Genomic DNA, 20,939 nt, shown 5'->3' with positions numbered 1-20,939 from the left:
ATTCACGATGTTTGATTTTAATCTCAACGAAATAATTGATCTGTTGAACGAGGCCCACGGTAGCGGAATAAGAGTATCCTGTGAAGATGATAATTTATTGGTGGAAGCTGATGAAGATAAAGAGATTGATGCCGGTTTTCTCAATAGATTAAAGGACAATAAACAATCACTGATAGCATATTTTAAGAAACATAAATCCGGTACACAGGAGAAACATTTCTCCGGTAGTATAAAAGAGGCCCGTGCTAATGACAGCGGGCCTGTTCCTTTGTCCTTCAGCCAGGACCGTTTATGGTTTATCCATCAGCTGGAAGGCAGCGTGCAGTATCATATACCCGCTGCGTTGAGGCTGAAGGGAAAACTGGATGTTGCTGCGCTGAACTATGCGTTGCGCACGGTGGTAAACCGTCATGAAGTGCTGCGTACCGTTATACAGCTGGAAGATGGACATGCCTGGCAGCGGGTGTTGGAAAAAGATAAGTGGGAACTGGATATCATTGATGGCACCTCCGGGTATGAAGAGGCGGTTGTTTTGCAGGCGTACATCGATGAGTTGGTGCAAATACCATTTGACCTGTTCAACGATCACATGCTGCGTGCGCACCTTATACAGCTGGCGCAGGACGAATACCTGCTGGTGCTGGTGATGCACCACATCGCCTCCGATGGATGGTCTACCGCCATTCTCGTCAACGAGTTGAATGAAGCATACACCGCGGCTGCTACCCAACGTGAGCCGGTATTGGAGCCACTGGACATCCAGTTCGCCGATTACGCAGTATGGCAGCGTAAATACCTGGCTGGAAACATGATGGACAAACAGCTGTCCTACTGGAAAAAGCAGCTGGACGGCGCTTCTCTGTTGAATCTGCCAACAGACTATGAACGCCCGGCGGTAAAGAGTACCCGGGGCGCTTTGGTTACTTTCCATATCCACCAACAGCTGACGGCAGCGCTGGAGAAATTATCACAGGAACACGGCGCTACCTTGTACATGACACTGCTGGCGGCCTTCAAAGTATTGTTGTACCGTTACAGCGGACAGGAAGATATCAGCATTGGTGGCGTGGTGGCCGGCAGGATGAGGACAGAAATGGAACGCCTGATCGGTTTTTTCGTGAATACACTGGTATTACGTACAGACCTCGGCGGTAACCCGGATTTCGCCTCGTTGCTGCAACAGGTGAAAAACACCTTGCTGGACGCCTATGAGCACCAGGAAGTACCTTTTGAGAAAGTGGTGGAAGCCGTGATGGGAGAGCGGGATATCAGTAAAAACCCTTTGTTCCAGGTGGTTTTTGTATTACAGAACGTACCGCCTACCAAAGAATTGAAAATGGGAGAAGTGGTGATGCAGGATGAAAAGATCATGCGTACCACCAGCTTGTTCGACCTCTCCTGGTCCATGGAGCAAGGCCCTGATGGGATAGAAGTGGAGGTGGAGTATTACACGGATATTTTCAGCGAAGCCACCATTCAGCGCATGGTGCAGCATTTCCAGGTGTTGTTGCAATCGGCCGTAGATAACCCGGCCCTGCCTATTGGTATGCTGAATATGCTCAGTGAAGCAGAAGTCAATCAATTACTGGTGTCGTTTAATGATACGGCTACGCTCTATCCTTCCGCAGAGAGCGTAGTGTCTATTTTTGAAGGACAGGTGGCTGTTTCGCCGGAGGCGCCTGCCGTTACTTTCGGCAAACGCATGCTGACCTACAGAGAGCTGGACGAGCAGGCGAACCAGGTGGCGAATTACCTGGCGGAGCAGGGTATTCAGCCCGGTAATACCATCGCGTTGTTATCAAGACGTGGCATTGAAATGATCGTCGGCATCTGGGGCATTCTTAAAAGTGGCAATGCCTATGCGCCTTTTCATACCGGTTACCCGGCAGACCGTTTGCAGGGCATGATGGAAGATGCCAGTATCAACACGTTGTTATATACCAGCAAAGAATTGTTCAATGCCTCCGGTATGGGTGAATTTACGGCCGGCTTGGACATTGCCGCGGCGCGTAAAAGCGCGGTAACGCCGACGGGCATACGCACTGCCGGTGACGCCTGTGTAAACGTGATGTACACTTCTGGTACTACTGGCCGTCCCAAAGGGATCGCCATCACCAATAAAAACCTGATTAACCTGGCCTTTGACCGTGGCGCCACGGCTGTATTGCCAACCGATAGGTTGCTGCAATGTTCCAACTACGCATTTGACGGTTCCACTTTTGACATTTACAGTGCGCTGCTGAACGGTGCTTGTTTGTGTATGGTGGAAGACGATGCGGCCATAGATGTATTTGAATTGTCCAGGATCATCGCTGCGGAGAAAATCACGATTGCGCTTTTCCCCACGGCCTTGTTCCACAACTTTATCGATAACCAGGTGCTGGGCCTGAAATCCATGCGGAAAATTTTGTTTGGCGGCGAAAAGGCCTCCCTGCCGCATTTGGAGAAAGCACTGGCAGTACTGGGACAAGGTAAGCTCGTCAATATGTACGGCCCTACGGAAGTAACGGTGGCGGCTACCTGCTATGAGGTGAATGATGTGACCGGGAAAATATCCGTTCCCATTGGCGCACCGATGGCCAATACCAGTATTCGTATACTGGATGAGAATAAGCAGCTGGTGCCGATAGGAGTTAGCGGCGAGCTCTATGTAGGCGGCGATGGCGTTTCGCTGGGGTATGTCAACAAAGAAGAATTAACCGCGGAAAAATATGTGACGCTGGAAAATGCGCCCGGCCGTTGGTACCGCACTGGCGATAAAGCCTATTGGCTGCCGGATGGTACTGTTGCCTACGCGGGCAGAATTGACGATCAGGTAAAAATCCGCGGATACCGTATAGAACCGGGTGAAATAGAACGGGTATTAAACAACCTGCCGGAAGTGGGCGACAGCTGTGTGGTGGTAAAACAACAACATAGCGGTGAAAAGAGACTGGTGAGCTATTATGTTCCGGAACAGGAAACGCTGCAGCAGAAAGAATATGAGCTGTCCCAGTTGCAGATTGCCAGCTGGCGGGCCTTGTACGATACGGCCTACAGTAAGACAGATGAGATAGAAGACCTGGATGAAGAGTTCAATATTACCGGCTGGAATGACAGCTTCACCAGCGGGCCTATCCCTGCAGAAAACATGCAGCAGTGGGTGGATGATGTCACCCGTTTGATCATAGGCCTGAAACCCAAGCGGGTGCTGGAAATAGGATCAGGTACCGGGTTGATCTATTATCCTATTGCCGATCATATCGAGCGGTATATCGGTACCGACTTCTCCCGTGTATCGGTAGAACAGATCCTGCGCCGCATCGCGAAAGGTGAGCGCCGTTATCCGGATACGGAAATGAAGCTGTGTGCTGCCCACGAAATCATCCTGGATGAAAAAGAAGAGATCGACCTGGTGATCTTAAACTCGATTGTACAGTATTTTCCGGGCGCCGCTTATATGACCGATGTACTGGCCAAAGCCATTGCACTGTTAAAAGGGAATGGCCGCATTGTAGTAGGTGACGTGCGTGACCTGCGTTTGCTGCCTTCTTTCAAACGCCGGCTGCAACTGGATAAACTGCATGATAAAACCAGTATCCGCGAGTTTGAATGGAGTGTGGACCAGGAGGTATTGAAGGAAGAAGAATTGTGTTTTTCTCCAGCTTATTTTTATCATCTGCAAACCCGTTTCCCCGAAATTACCCACGTGGAAATTGTATGGAAACAGGGGGATTACATTAATGAGTTGAGCCTTTACCGTTATACGGTGATCATGCATATAGGTATGGAGAAACCCGTGTTGCAGCCCGACTGGCAGCCATGGGACCTTATTGCTGATAAAAGCACCATCATTGACCAGTTAACGAACCGTATCCCGGTTATTGCGTTGCAGGACGTGCCGGGGCACCGTGTATGGAGGGAGCGGATGCTGGAGCATGCACTGAAAAATAACCTGTTCAACAACGTAGGGGACTTATCCGATTATATCAGTGCACCGGACGCGGTAACACATACCGTTAATGAAATATTGAACGAAGCAACGGCCGCCGGCTACAGCTATCGCTTTTTACTGGATGAAGATCCGTTGAAAGTGAACCTGTTGATAGAGCGTGATCCTTTTGATGGTTTTGTAGAACAATCCTACAGTAACAGCATCAGTTTTACAGATACTGTGAAAACAAATGTTCCGCTGTTCACCGATATCTGCGAATCGTTGCAGAAAAATATCAAACAAACGCTCCTGGACCGTTTGCCGGAATACATGGTGCCAGCCGATTTCGTGGCCTTACAGAAATTACCGTTGACTGGTAACGGTAAGGTAGACCGTAAGTTCCTGGCGGCATGGGAAGATATACAACGTAAACGCCTGATTAACTACGTGGCGCCCACCAATGAAACAGAAGCGCGGCTCGCCGATATCTGGCAGCACCTGCTGGGAGTGGACCGTGTAGGCATCGAGGATAATTTCTTTGAATTAGGTGGCCACTCTCTGCTGGCTACCCGCGTGGTGGCCGCAGTACGCAAAGACATGGATGTGGAGCTGACAGTGAAAGACTTCTTCATCTATCCCACCATTGCTTTGCTGGCGGTGTACCTGCAACAACAGGAAAAAGGTTCACACCTGCCACCATTGACCGCAGGACCAAGACCCGCCAATATCCCGCTGTCTTTCAGCCAGGAACGTTTGTGGTTCATTGATCAGCTGCAAGGCACCGTGCCTTATCATATGCCGGTGATATTGCGGTTGCATGGCAACCTGGACGTACAAGGCCTTGAATTTGCACTCCGCAATATTGTGAACGGGCATGAAGTATTGCGTACCGTGATCGCGCCAAAAGACGGTGTTGCCTGGCAGCATGTGATGGACAAAGACCAGTGGCAACTGACCCTGGTGCCATCTGCGCCGGAACTGTCTGACGAAGCCACCTTAAAGCAGCTATTGAGCAGCCTGGCAGACGCGCCATTTGACCTGTGTCGGGACCATATGCTGAGGGCGCATTTGCTCTCATTGGCGGCAGATGAACATTTACTGTTGCTTACTATTCACCACATCGCCTGTGATGGATGGTCCATATCCATATTGGTGAAGGAACTGGTGGAGCTGTACCGCGCCTATGCGGAGAAACGTGCGCCTATATTGGAGAAACCGGAAATCCAGTACCCCGATTACGCCCTCTGGCAGCGTAATAGTTTTGATGGCGCCGTTCTGGCGGAGAAGATGACGTACTGGAACCGGCAACTAAGTAATGTACCGCCATTAGACCTGCCTGCGGATTATACCCGTCCTGCGGTACAGCAGTTTAACGGCGCTATCAGCTGGTTCCATCTCGATCAGGAACTGACCGGCCAGTTGCAGCAGTTGTCAAAGGAGCAGGGCGTTACCCTGTTTATGACCCTGTTGACAGCTTACAATGTATTGTTGCAACGCTATAGTGGTCAGGATGATATTTGTGTGGGTTCACCGGTATCCGGCAGAACGCAGCAGGAAACAGAAGGGCTGATAGGCTTCTTCCTGAATACGGTAGCATTAAGAACAGACCTCAGTGATAATCCTTCTTTCATCTCCCTGTTGCAGCAGGTGAAAGGTACCACGCTGGATGCATATGAGCATCAACAGGTACCTTTCGAAAAAATAGTGGAGCAGGTGGTGAAGGACCGTGATATGAGCCGCAGCCCTTTATATCAGACCATGTTCATTTTGCAGAATACGCCACCGGTACCGGAGTTGTTACTGGGCGATCTGCATCTGGCCTATGAGGAAGTGACGCATAAAACTACCCTGTGTGACATCACCGTTTCCCTGGAAGAACAGGGAGATGGTATCCGAGGGTATGCAGAATATTGCACCGATTTGTTTAGTGCCGACAGGATTAAACAAATGATGAAACATTTTGAGCAGCTGTTGCGCTCCATTGTAATGGCGCCAGCTACACAGATCGACGCCCTGCGGATGACCACTACAGCAGAGGACGAGCAGTTGCAATTAGCGTTTAATAACCACGTAGCGGAATACCCACGGGATAAAACAATTATAGACCTGTTCCATCAACAGGTATTGCTGACACCCGATGGGGTAGCGGTGATAGCTGAAGCCACGCAGTTGACCTACCGTGAACTGGATGAGAAAACCAATCAGCTGGGTCATTATCTGAGAAAGAAGGGTGTCCGGGAAGATACACTGGTGCCGGTATGCCTGGACCGTAGCGAGGAAATGATCATCGCTATATTGGGCATCCAGAAAGCTGGCGGCGCCTACGTTCCTATTGATCCGGAGTATCCGGAAGAAAGGGTGCGCTTTATGCTCGCCGATATTCAGGCCGATATCCTGCTGACCGATACGGCCAGCGCCGGCAAACTGACGGCCATTGCCGATACGGTTTCATTGGTGCTGACCGATGCACAATGGGACATTATTTCGCAGGAACCGTCAACGCCTGTTGAAACAGCGTTGGCGCCGCATCACCTGGCTTACATGATTTATACTTCCGGTTCCACCGGTCAGCCTAAAGGGGTGATGAATGAACATGGCGGTATCGTGAACCGTTTGTTGTGGACACAGGATTATTTTAAACTGGATGAAAGTGATGCGGTATTACAGAAAACGACTTTCTGCTTTGACGTATCCGTTTGGGAACTGTTTTGGCCGCTGATAGCTGGCGCTAAACTGGTGTTTGCGAAGCCGGGCGGGCACAAAGAAGCCGGATACCTGCGGGAGGTAATGGCTGCCCATCATATCACCACCATCCATTTTGTGCCGTCTATGCTGGATGCATTTTTAGACGATGTGCCGGCAAATACGTGCGGATCATTGCGCAGGGTGCTTTGTAGTGGTGAAGCGCTGAAGCCTCAGCAGGTAATGCGTTTTCATGAGAAGGTCCTGACAGCGGAATTATATAATTTATACGGTCCTACAGAAGCGGCTATTGATGTTACCTATTGGCATGCCCAACGTGGATTGCCAGGTGGCACTGTACCCATTGGCGCACCGGTGGCCAACACGCCGCTCTATATCCTTGATAAGGCCGGAAACCTGGCGCCGGCGGGCATACCGGGAGAACTGCATATTGGCGGTATACAAGTAGCCCGGGGGTACCTGAACCGTCCGGAACTGACGGCCGAGCGGTTTATCCATCATCCTTTACTCTCATCCGCCGCCGGAAGATTATACCGTACCGGAGATATATGCAGATGGTTGCCGGATGGAACGCTTGAATACCTGGGACGTATCGATGACCAGGTAAAAATACGCGGCTTCCGCATAGAGCTGGGCGAGATCGAAAATGTACTGACGCAATGCCCGCAGGTAAAAGAAGCGGTGGTGTTGACCAAAACAGGACCTGACGGTAATAAATCGCTCATCGGCTATGTGGTGCCGGATGGCAGCTTTAAGCGCGAGGAGGTGATCACTTATCTCCGTAGCCGGTTGCCGGAATACATGATACCATCTTTCTTCACGGAGATAGATAAAATACCGTTAACGGCTAATGGAAAAGCAGACCGGAAAGCGTTGCTGGGAATAGCTACGGACTTACTGCCGCAGCGAACATACGTAGCGCCACGGAATGAAATGGAGCAGGTGCTGGTGGAGGTATGGCAGGAATTACTGCAACTGCCGCGTATAGGCGTTTACGATAATTTCTTTGAATTGGGAGGGCACTCCCTGTTGTCTATGCGTATGGTAGCGGCCCTGCGCAACAAAATAGGTGTGGAAGCAACCGTGAGGGCTGTATTTCTGTATCCTGTGATAGATCAGCTGGCGGCCTTCTTACAGGGAGAAACCAGCCAGGCGTCGTTGCCTGCGGTTAAAGCCGTGAAACGCCCTTCCCGTATTCCGCTTTCCTTCGCCCAGGAACGTCTCTGGTTTATCGATCAGCTGGAAGGAAGCGTGCAATATCATGTACCAGCGGTGTTACGTCTTCGCGGATCGCTGGACATAGAAGCCCTGTCAACCGCCCTGCGCAGCGTGGTGAACCGGCATGAGGTGTTAAGGACCGTCATCCGCCAGAATGATGGCCGTGGATATCAATATATACTGGGCCAGGACAACTGGACATTAAATATCACCGATCAATCGGCATACAAAGAAAGCCCTGTTGCGCTGGAAGCCTTTATCAAAAAGGTGACGGACGCTCCGTTTGATTTGTCTGCGGACCATATGCTGCGGGCTGACCTGGTCGTACAGGGGCCTGATGAACATATTCTGATCATCACCACACACCATATTGCTTCTGATGCCTGGTCTACGGGTATCCTGGTGAAAGAGCTGGTAGCGTTTTATATGGCAGCATCCACCGGTAGCCAGGTGCACCTGGACAAAATGGATATCCAGTATGCAGATTATGCTATCTGGCAACGGACATATATTACCGGCGACATATTGGATAAACAACTGGCTTACTGGAAAGAAAACCTGGCTGGTATCACCCCGTTGAACCTGCCGTTGGACTACCCAAGACCACCGGTGAGAAGCACAAGGGGAGGGGCCATCAGCTTCCAGTTGCCCGCTGCGCTGACCGCACAACTGCATCAGTTTAGCCGGCAGGAAGGCGTGAGCCTGTTCATGACGTTGTTCTCCGCATTTAATGTCATGTTGTACCGTTACAGCGGTCAGGAAGATATCTGCGTGGGCAGTCCTATAGCCGGCAGAACACAGCAGGAAGTGGAAGGCCTCATCGGTTTCTTCATCAATATGCTGGCGCTGCGGGTAGACCTGAGCCATAATCCTTCTTTCCGTTCACTCCTGCACCAGGTAAAACAAACGACGCTGAACGCATTTGAACACCAGGAAGTGCCATTTGAAAAGATAGTAGACCAGGTAGTGGTGGACAATGACAGAAGCCACCGGCCGGTATTCCAGGTGGTATTCGGATTGCAGAACAACGTGAACCAGCCCGATCTTCAATTCGGTGATATTGTTTTATCAGAAGAAACAGTGGCGCATACTTCCGCCAAGTTCGACCTGGTATTTAGCATGGATGAGGATGAAGACGGATTGAACGGAACGGTCGTGTATTGTGCGGACCTGTTTACCCAAGCTACTGCTGCGCGCATGGTGGGACATTTCCAGCAACTGTTGCAGGCAGTAGTGGCATCACCGGAACAACACATTGCGTTACTGCCCATGCTTACTGCTGCAGAAGAGCAGCAACTGTTGTCCGTAAAAGGGACCTACGAGAAGGAATATACGAAACAGATCACTTTTGTAGACCTGTTTGAAGCGCAGGCCCACCGTTTGCCGGAAGCTACGGCAGTGGCATTTGAGGAGGATACCCTGACTTATCGTGAGCTGAATGAACGGGCCAATCGCCTGGCGCATTATTTAAGGAGCAGAAGAGTGAAAGCGGGCACCCTGGTGCCGGTTTGTATGGAGCGCTCGCTGGACATGGTCGTTAGCATATTGGGTATCCTGAAGGCTGGAGGCGCCTATGTACCGGTAGAACCGGATTTCCCGGAAGACCGTATCCGCTTTATGCTGGAAGACACTGATGCCTCCAATATCATCACCCTTGGTAAATATGCTGACAGGTTAAAGGTTGGTCAGGCAGATATCATCTTACTGGATGATGACTGGAACGATATTAAAGTACATGGAACAGACAACCTGCCAGGGCTCACGAGGGCCGACCATCCGGTATATGTTATTTATACTTCCGGCAGTACCGGTCAACCTAAAGGGGTAGTGGTAACGCACGGCAACCTGGCAGATTATATATCCGGTCTGACGAATACGCTGCCCATCAAAGCATGCAGCTCTTTCGGGCTCATGTCCAGCATGGCCACGGACCTCGGCAATACCGTGATTTTTGGCGCGCTGGCCAATGGTGGCGCACTGCATATCTTCTCTAAAGACATGGTGCAGGATACCACTCTCCTGTATAACTATCTGGACAAACATCCGATAGACTGTATGAAGATAGTGCCTTCGCACTGGAAGGCCCTGTGTTTGCCCGACCGGTTATTGTTACCGGAAAAGCTGCTGATTTTCGGTGGAGAAGCACTGGACTCAGCGGTAGCAGCAGCTGTTTATGCAGCGGGTACCGGTTGTACGGTGGTGAATCACTATGGACCTACAGAAACCACCATCGGTAAATTATTGCATATCGTCGATAGGGATGCCACTTATGGTGAAAGCATTCCCGTAGGTAAACCATTCTCCGCTACGCAGGTATATGTGCTCAGTAATGAGCTGCAACTATGCCCGGTAGGGGTTCCTGGCGGTTTGTATATCGGTGGTGAAGGAGTGGCGCAGGGATACCTGCACAATGAAGCGCTGACCGCCACTAAATTTATCGCAGATCCTTTTGCTCCGGACACCCATGGCAGGTTATACAGCACCGGTGATATGGTGAAATACCTCCCTGACGGTAATATCCTCTTTATGGGCCGTATGGACGACCAGGTAAAAATACGTGGTTACCGTATAGAGCTGGGAGAGATAGAAAGAGCGCTGAATAATTGTGCTACCGTAAAACAGGCGGTGGTGATCGTCAAAAAAGATCATCTTGACAATAAACGGTTGGTGGCTTATGTAGTGGCCGAGGAGGATGTCGATAAAGAGGAGATATTGCAGCAGCTTACCGCGCAGCTGCCGGACTATATGGTACCGTCCCTGTTGATGGTACTGGATTATTTCCCGCTGCTGGCAAACGGAAAGATCGACAAAAAAGCATTGCCGGACCCCGACGGACAAGGCCTGCAAACAGATAGCTATGTAGCGCCACGCAACGAGGTGGAACGTACATTGGCAGGTATCTGGGAGGCGCTGCTCGGCGTAGAAAGAGTAGGGATCAATGACAACTTCTTTGCTTTGGGAGGTGATTCCATTATCACCATCCAGGTGGTGAGCCGGGTAAGAAGGGCCGGATATGAATTACAGGTAGGTGATTTGTTCGACTACCAGACCATCGCTATGTTGTACGCGGTGATGTCTGCCCGTAAAGGTGCCGCCACCACGTTGTCTGCGGATCAGGAAATACAAACCGGCAGCTGTGGCCTGTTACCGGTGCAGCAATGGTATTTTGAGAAAGAAGGTGCTACGCCTTCTCATTTTAACCAGAGCATGCTGCTAAAGATAGACAAGCGTATTCCTTCTTCTACTTTATCTGCCGCGATCATGCAACTGGTGCAGTTCCATGACAGCCTGCGCTTCAAATACACTTATGGCGCCGGTGGATGGGAACAGGCATACAGCGCTACTGAGGCGATGCTGAACATCGTGAACCTGCAAACGGAATCACTGGATGAGTTACCGTCCATGTTGGAGACATACGGCAATAGCTATCAACGCAACATTGATGTAACAAAAGGTGGTTGTATCTGCCCCGTATTATTCTTAACACCTGCCGGAGACGCATATAACCGTTTGCTGCTGGCCATCCATCACCTGGCCGTAGATGGCGTGTCATGGCGTATCCTGCTGGAAGACCTGGAGCGTTTGATTGATGGCCTGTACCGCAATGAGCCGGTATCACTGGGTAAAAAGAGCAGTTCCTACAGGCAATGGTATGAGGCATTGGTGAAATATGGTCAGACAGACCGCTTGTTGAAACAGGCCGACTACTGGTCCGGTATGGTACAACAATACCAGCCTTTGCCGGTAGATAAAACCTACGACGGTGTGCTGCGGATAAAAGATATGGAGAGCTGCCAGGTAAAACTGGACGCCTCCTTTACGCAGAAATTATTGCACGAAGTACCAGCGGCCTACCGCACAGAAATAAACGATGTATTACTGAGTACCCTTGCGTTGGCGCTGAATAGCTGGGCCGGCGGCGACGTGCTGATCGGATTGGAAGGACATGGCAGGGAAGACATCGACAAGGGAATCGATATAGGCAGCACCGTAGGATGGTTCACCAGCCTTTACCCGGTATTATTACCAGGTAATACAGTGGGAGATACCGGTACATTGCTGCGTAACCTTAAAGAACAGCTACGCCAGGTCCCCGACAAAGGAATTGGTTTCGGCGTACTGAAATATATTAATAAGCTGGAAACATTGCAGGGTAATGATCCGTGGGATATCACCTTCAACTATCTGGGGCAGTTTGATGCCGTTACCAGCGGTGGTAAATGGTTTACCATTACAGACGAACCAGCTGGCGCAGAAGCGGGCGACGATTACACCATACGCCGTAAAATAGCGGTGAACAGTATGGTGACAGGCGGAGAGCTGGTGCTGGACTGGAGCTATAGCAGCAAACATTATGATAGCAGCACCATCACGGCGCTGGCGCAGAAATTTATCGATGAGCTGGAAACACTGGTCCTGCAGACGGTAGCGCAGGCAGCTCAACAACCATTGCTGACGCCATCTGATTACGGACTGGGCGGTTTGGTGAGCAATACAGAACTGGACCGGTTCCTGGACACGCCGATGCCTGGCGGTAACAAACGCCGCGACGAAATCACCGCGATGTACAGACTGAGCGGCCTGCAGGAAGGTATGTTGTTCCATGGTTTGTATGACAATACCGTAGATGCCTATACGGAGCAGTTCACCTACACATTGCATCAACCCGATATCAACGCCTTCATACAAAGCTGGCAGCACCTGTTGCAACAACATACTATCCTGCGCAGTGCGTTTTACCATGATGCATTCCATGTGCCGGTACAATGTGTTTACCGCCATGCGCAACTGCCGGTGATGCAACTGGACCTCCGTCACCTCGATGCGGCAGGCCAGGAAGCAGCATGGACGGCCCATGAAGCGGAGGTGTTGCAGCAGGGAGTTGATTTTACCGCGCCGCCATTGATGAAAATGAGCCTCATCCGGTTGCAGGATGATACCTACCGCATGGTATGGACTTATCATCACCTGTTGCTCGATGGCTGGTCCATGCCGGTATTGCTGGAAGAATTATTGCGTACCTACGAGGCGCTGGCATCAGGAAAACAACCGGAAGAAGCGGCCATAGACCACTACGAAGAATATATCCGTTACCTGGAGCGCAGGAACAAAGACGAAGAAAGCGCTTACTGGCGTGGATATCTTGCCGGTATCGACAACAGCACCTTACTGCCGTTCATCAACAGTGCCGACAGGACAAAAGCCCAGGGCCGCTATAAAACTACGCCGGTGGTGCTGGATGCTGCCCAGACACGCCTCATTACTGCGTATGCCCAACAACAGCGCCTGACGGTCAACACCCTGATGCAGGGCGTGTGGGGATACCTGTTATACCGCTATACGGGCAACGAGCACGTGGCTTACGGCGCCATCGTGTCCGGCCGCCCGGATGATATGCTAGGGATAGAAAGAAAGGTGGGCATGTACATCAATACGCTGCCGGTGCATATAGCGGTGGCACCAGAGCTGTCTGTCACCGACTGGTTGCGCGACATACAGGCGGCGCAGGTACAAAGCCGCAAGTATCAATACACGCCGCTGCGCGACAGCCAGCGATACACCAGCGTCACCGGAGACCTGTTCGATACCCTGATGGTATATGAGAACTACCCGGTAGATGAAGAAACACTTTCCTATCCGTGGAAATTACAGATAGAACAACTGCATGTAGAAGAACATACCAACTATCCGTTGAGTATTACGATAGGGGTGGGACAGGAAATAACCATCCTGTTACAGCATAATACCGCTTTGCTGGCTCCTGCGTACATCCAACAGATCAGTGATCATTTCACGCAGGTGCTGGAATATATTGTGCGCTATCCTGCCGCAAAAATCAGTGAGGTGGTGTTGCTGAACAAGGAGGAACAAGAGCGTATAGCCGTTACATTTAACACAGCAGCGCTGCCGCAAACCACTACCGGCAAATCTGCGATAGACCTGTTTAAAGAGCGGGTGGCCACGGCGCCGCGTCAAACGGCCCTGGTATTCGAAACACAGGAACTTACCTACCAGGAACTGGATAAACGTTCTGATCAGCTGGCACTGTACCTGATGAGCAAAGGTGTGCAAAAAGAAACCCTGGTGCCTGTTTGCCTGGAACGCTCACTGGACATGGTGGTGGCCATACTGGCGATACTGAAGGCGGGCGGAGCTTATCTCCCGATTGATCCTTCCTATCCGGCCGCCCGTATCAGCTACCTGCTGGAAGACTGCCGTGCCACGATGATGATCAGCCGTGGCGACGTTGCGAAATTGTTGGATATACCTGCCCATATTCAGGTCATTAAAACGAATGATGACTGGATGGCGATCAAAGGCGAGCCTGGCATCACCCTTGGCACTACTCCTGCGCCGGACGATCTCGCCTACGTGATCTATACCTCCGGTAGTACAGGTCATCCTAAGGGAGTGATGATTGAGCATAGAGGACTGGTGAACCTGGCCCTGAATATGGAAGCGGTGCTTCCGTTGAAGCCAGGAATACGGGTACTGCAATTCTCCGCATTCGGTTTCGATGCGTCCTGCTTCGAAATCTTCAGCACCCTGTTAAGTGGTGGCTGCCTGGTTATTCCACACAAGGAAGACCTGCTGGCAGCGGATAAATTTGGCGAAATGGTGCGCCAACACGAGGTGGAGTTGCTGTTGCTGCCACCTTCGTATCAGCATACCATCCGCGAGGAACTGGGTACGATCAAAACAATTATCTCCGGTGGTGAGGCTCTGAACAGGGAAGACACGAAATACTTCCAGTCAAAAGGCATTCGCGTATTTAACGCTTACGGCCCTACGGAGAACAGCGTTATCACCAGTATCACGGATAGCCCGTTACAAGGCGATACGGTCGTTATCGGTAAACCGCTGGCTAACGGACAGGTATATATACTGGACCAGCAGGGCGAACTTTGCCCGATTGGCGTAGCCGGCGAAATTTGTGCCGGTGGCGTTGGCGTGGCACGCGGATATTTATACCGCCCTGCGCTTACCGCAGAGAAATTTATACCCGACCATTTCAGCGGACAACCAGGCGCCCGCCTGTACCGCACCGGTGACCTTGGCCGCTGGCTGCCGGATGGCAATATTGAATACCTGGGAAGAATAGATGACCAGGTAAAAATCCGTGGTTATCGCATAGAGCCGGGTGAAATTGAAAACGCCCTGTTGCAGAGTGGTTTCGTCACCCAGGCGGTCGTGCTGGTGAAAGCAGATGACAACGGGCATAAACGTTTAGTCGCCTACGTAGTGCCGCAGGGAACTTTCGAAAAAGACCAGGTACTGGCTTCGCTGAAAGACAAACTGCCGCCATACATGGTGCCGGCCTTGCTGGTAGCGCTGGAGAAAATCCCGGTCACTGCCAACGGCAAAGTGGACAAGGCCGCCTTACCGGAACCTTACACCGCCACTGCTCATACCCGCGCTATCTTAAATGGCGAAGTGGAACAAACATTGGCCGCTATCTGGGAGGAATTGCTGGGTATTAAGAACATCGGCAGAAATGATAACTTCTTTGAACTGGGTGGAGATTCCATTATCACCATCCAGGTGGTGGGCAGGGCCAAACGTTTTGGATATGATCTGAAACCGAAAGACCTGTTTGTGCACCAGACCATCGCCGGACTGGCAGCATCACTGGCCACCAGCAAAGAGAAAGTCATTCACAGCGAACAAGGTGTACTCACCGGTAACAGCGGATTGACGCCCATTCAGCAGTGGTACCTCGAAGAAGAAACGATTGCCAAACACTTTATTCAGCAGCTGTTTGTCGGTATTGACAAACAAATCGATGCAACTATATTAAAGACAGCGGTACAACAATTACTGCTTCGTCATGATAGCCTCCGGTTTACATATACCCATAAACATAATGGCTGGCGGCAACATTACGGCAACTATGCCGGAGACCTGGAAGTAGTGGACCTGCGCGATATCAATGCCGCAGATTATGCCACGACGCTGGCCGCTTACTGTGACCAGTACCAGGCGAGCTTGCAGCCGGAAGAAGGTATCATGGTACGTGCTGTCCTCTTTTTAACACCAGGTTCCGAAGCAGCCAACCGACTGCTCATCATCGTGCATCACCTGGCCGTAGACGGTGTGTCATGGCAGATTATGCAGGACGACCTGGAAATGATGCTGGATAGCCTGCTCAAAGGTGAACCGGTAACACCAGCCCATAAAACCAGCTCCTACCGCGAATGGCAGCAGGCGTTGGTAGCCTATGGTCAACGTAAACCGCTGCTGCAGCAACGGGAATACTGGCAGCATATCGTGCAACAGTATCATCCGCTGAAAGTTGATAAGCCCTACCATGGTGAACTGACCGGCAATGACATGGACACGCATGTGATGCACCTGGATGCAACATTGACCCAACTTTTGTTGCAGGAAGCACCGAAAGCCTACCATACTGAAATCAACGACGTGCTGCTGGCCGCATTATCAGCAGCGCTGTACGCCTGGAACGGCGCCGGCGTAGTAGTTGGCCTGGAAGGGCATGGCCGTGAAGATATTTCCGCCAACATCGATATTAGTAATACGGTAGGTTGGTTCACCAGTCTGTATCCCGTATGGTTGAACAACAGCGCGGATACGGAACCAGGTGTCTTATTAAAAGAAGTAAAAGAACAACTGAGGCAGTTGCCAGGTAAAGGGATCGGTTATGGTGTATTAAAATACATCAACCAGGAAGATGCTTTACAGGGCAATGATCCATGGGATATCACCTTTAACTACCTGGGGCAGGTAGATGCCGCCAGAAGAAACAGTAAATGGTTCAGTACTGCGCCGGAAGCTGCCGGTACTGGTAACACCACGGATGTTAAAGTACGCCATAAAATTTCTGTCAACGGTGCGGTAGAAAACGGGGAGCTGGTACTCTATTGGAGCTACAGCACGCATCATTACAATGGCAGTACGATACAGGAACTGGTAGATAAATACCAGGCACAGTTGCAGCAACTGATTACCCATGCGGTAGCCCAGGCAAGCCAGCAACCGGTGTTTACACCATCGGACTATGGTTTGGGAGATATCGTGACCAATGCGGAGCTGGACCAATTCCTGGATGCGCCGCACACCAGTGGGGGCGTCCGCAGGGACCATATCACCGGTCTGTACAGGTTGAGCAGTCTGCAGGAAGGCATGTTGTTCCATGGTTTGTACAATAGCAGTGATGGTATTTATATACAACAGCTTTGCTGTACGCTGGATGCGCCGGATATCGCTGTGTTAAAGGAAAGCTGGCAACATTTACTGCAACATCACAGTGTACTGCGCAGCAGTTTCTTTGCCAATGTATTCCGGATTCCGGTGCAGTGTGTACAGGATAAGGTGACCATACCTTTCGATGAGCTGGATTACCGGCACATGGATGCAGCAGCGCAGGAAGCAGCATGGACAGCCTATGAAGCGGCCGACCTGGTGAAAGGTTTCGACTTTAACACGCCGCCGCTGATGCGTATCGCCCTGATACAATTAACCGATGAGCGGTACCGCATGGTATGGACCTTCCACCATCTTTTGCTGGATGGCTGGTCCGGGTCTGTGGCCGTGGAAGAACTGTTGCAAACATACGATCAGCTGATGGCCGGTAAAAAACCGGTGGTGACAGCAGAAGAAAAGTACGAAGATTATATCCGTTACCTGGAACGCCGTGATCAGGAAGAGGAGATGGCGTACTGGAAAGGCTACCTGGCATCGGCAGACAGTGGAACACTGTTGCCTTTCATCAGCGCCACAGCAGAACGTACCAAAGGCAAGGGGATATACGAAGTGCAGGAAATGCAGCTGGCAGGTGCCAAAGCGAAACAGCTGTTGTCCTATGCGCAACAACACCGTATTACCGTGAATACCGTGATCCAGGCCGTGTGGGCTTACCTGTTATACCGCTATACCAGCCAACAGCAGGTTACTTACGGCGTAACGGTTTCCGGTCGCCCGGATGATCTGCCGGGCGTGGAAAAACGTGTCGGGATGTATATCAATACCCTGCCTTTCCATACCACTATCGACAGGGAACAGGGCATTGCCTCCTGGCTGCAGCAAATCCAGCAGCAGCAGGTACAGAGCCGCGAGCATCAGTATACCTCGCTCAATGATATGCAGCGCTGGATGGAAATACCAGGCGATTTGTTTGATAACTTCCTGGTATTTGAAAACTACCCGGTAAGCGATCTGCTGAACACCCACCAGTGGCAATTGCAGATGGATAATATCGAGATGCGTGACCATGCCAACTATCCGTTAGGTATTGCCGCAGTAGTGGGCGAAGCTGTTGCAGTGAGGTTTAAATACAATACAGCCTTGCTGGACCGCGCCTATGTGACCGCATTACGCGGGCATTTCCAACAGGTGTTGGAGTTTATTGTCGGCCATCCGGCCGCTAAAATCGGCGATGTTGTATTGCTGAACAAACAGGAGCAGGAGCAAATTGCGGTGGACTTCAACGCCATGCCGGCAGCTTACAACGGTGACGGCAAAACGATCATAGACCTGCTCAAGGAAAGAGTGGTCGCAGCACCGGAAAGCATTGCCCTGCTTTTTGAAGAGCAGGTGCTTACCTACCAGGAGCTGGACATCCGCTCTAATCAGCTGGCGCATTACCTGGCTGGTAAAGGTGTGCAACAGGAAACACTGGTGCCGGTCTGCCTGGAGCGTTCACCGGAAATGATCATCGCGATATTAGGTATCCTGAAAGCAGGAGGTGCTTATCTGCCTATTGATCCGTCCTATCCGGAGGCAAGGATTACCTACCTGTTGGAAGACAGCCGCGCCACAATGCTGATCACCAGCCGTGACCTGGCGGAGGAACTGGCTATTCCCGAACATATCAATATTATCAGAACAGATGAAGACCGCAGGGCGATCAGCAATCAGCCTACACAGGCGCTGACTGTTGCCCCTTCACCGCATCATCTCGCATATGTTATTTATACATCCGGCAGTACAGGCAACCCCAAGGGCGTAATGATTGAACACAAAAGTGTAGTAAACCTGGCGTTAAGCCAGGCAGCATCCCTCAGATTAATACCTGGTATGAGAACATTGCAGTTTGCAGCTTTCGGCTTTGATGCATCCTGTTACGAAATTTTCAATACCCTGTTAAGTGGTGGTAGCCTTGTACTCCCCCGGAAAGAAGACCTGCTGGCCGCTGATAAATTCGGCGATATGGTGCGGAAACAACAGGTGGAACTGGTGGTACTGCCACCATCTTACCAGCACACTATCCGCGAGGAACTGGGCACTATCAAAACAATCGTGTCCGCCGGAGAACCACTGAACCGGGAAGATGCCAAATATTTCCAGTCCAAAGGTATCCGCGTCATTAACGCTTACGGGCCTACGGAAAACACCGTATGTACCAGCCTTACCGACGACCCGCTTCGTGGCGACACGGTGGTGATCGGCAATCCTGTCGCCAAAGTACAGGTATACATACTGGACCAGCACAGGGAACTGTGCCCGGTAGGTGTAACCGGTGAAATATGCGCCGGTGGTGAAGGGGTGGCACGTGGTTATCTCTATCGTCCTGAGCTTACGGCAGAAAAATTCATCCCGGACCACTTCTCCGGAAAAGCAGCAGCACGCCTGTACCGCACGGGTGACCTGGGCCGCTGGTTACCGGATGGCAGCATTGAATACCTCGGAAGAATAGATGACCAGGTGAAAATACGCGGCTACCGCATAGAACTGGGCGAGATCGAAAACGCGCTGGAACAGTGCGAAGGCGTAAGTCAGGCCGTGGTAGTGGCTAAGGGCAGCACCGATAACAAATCGTTGATAGCCTACATCTTACCGGACGGAACATTCGACCGGGCGGCCATCATCAGTTACCTGGAAGAAAAGCTCCCGGATTACATGGTGCCATCCCTGCTGATTAAAATCGACAGGATACCGATAACGCCTAATGGCAAGGTAGACCGCAAAGCTTTACCTGATCCGGACGCAGGCACACTCTCCGGGAACACTTACGTAGCGCCCCGGAATGAAACGGAAGAAATACTAACAGACATCTGGCAGCAGTTGCTGGAAGTAGACCAGGTAGGTATTCATGACGACTTCTTTGCACTAGGAGGCCACTCATTATTGTCTATCCGCCTGATCGCCGCTATCCGCCGGAAGCTGGGCAAAGAAATTGCCCTCAGCAATATCTTCGATACGCCTACCATCGCCGGACTGGCCGCCAGCCTGGCAGCACCGGATGCCGGCGAACAAACAGCCACCGCTACCGGAGAAAGCCACATCATACCGTTAAACAAAAGCAACAGCCGGACCACCGTGTTCATTATTCCTGGCCAGGATGGTTTGAGCGATGGCTACGATGAACTGGCCAAAGCACTCACCGATACAGCTGCGGTATATGGCATACAAATGCCTGGCGTATTGGAAGGAGAACGGCCGCTCTACACGATCGCCGCTATTGCTGCACAAAACATCCGCTGGATAAAAGCACTGCAGCCGCATGGTCCGTACCGCTTCATTGCCCACTCGTTCGGCGCGTACGTGTTGTATGAGATGACCCGCCAGCTGGAAGCTGCCGGAGAAACAGTGGCGTTCGCAGCGATACTGGATGCAGATGCGCATCCCGGACATATCGATGTACTGAACCAGGGCGCTATCAGCTACCAGGAGATCTTCTATGATTCAGTAGTAGAAGTGTTGCAGGAAAATAATGTGATCACCACCACACCACCTGCATGGGTAACCGGATTAAAACAACTGGTGCAACCATTGGAAATGAAGGCCGTGGTACCGTTTATCTCGAACTACCTGAAAGGGAAAGTGAGTGAGGACAGGCTGGCACATGTTGACTTTATCATGCGGTTAACGGATATCAAGGTGAGCAACATCGAGGTGCTGAACAGCTACCAGGTGGAGGGGCAGACAAATGCCAACCTGCACATTGTTAAAGCTGCAGCTGCGCAATGGAAAGATAAACCGGAAAGCCTTGGATGGGATACCCACACGAAAGCGGTAAAACTATTTACGGCGCCGGGCGATCACTTCTCCATGTTAAAACAGGAGAACGCCGTGGTATTGGCACAATACCTCAACGAACAGTTATCAGCACATTAGGCGGAATAGCTGCCCAGGGCTTCGGCCCGGG

Annotated in this window: 1 protein-coding gene; it reads left to right on the top strand. The window is 51.3% G+C overall.

What is annotated here, in order from left to right; genetic code table 11:
* Positions 1–7 precede the first annotated feature (7 nt).
* A complete protein-coding gene (locus tag HHL17_RS22850) occupies positions 8–20,908 on the top strand; it encodes a non-ribosomal peptide synthase/polyketide synthase (RefSeq protein ID WP_169227097.1) in 20,901 nt (6,966 codons plus the stop codon).
* Positions 20,909–20,939 lie beyond the last annotated feature (31 nt).

Origin of the sequence: Chitinophaga fulva (assembly GCF_012927205.1) — a bacterium.
In the GTDB taxonomy this organism is placed as follows: domain Bacteria; phylum Bacteroidota; class Bacteroidia; order Chitinophagales; family Chitinophagaceae; genus Chitinophaga; species Chitinophaga fulva.
This window is presented reverse-complemented; position numbering and strand designations above follow the sequence as displayed.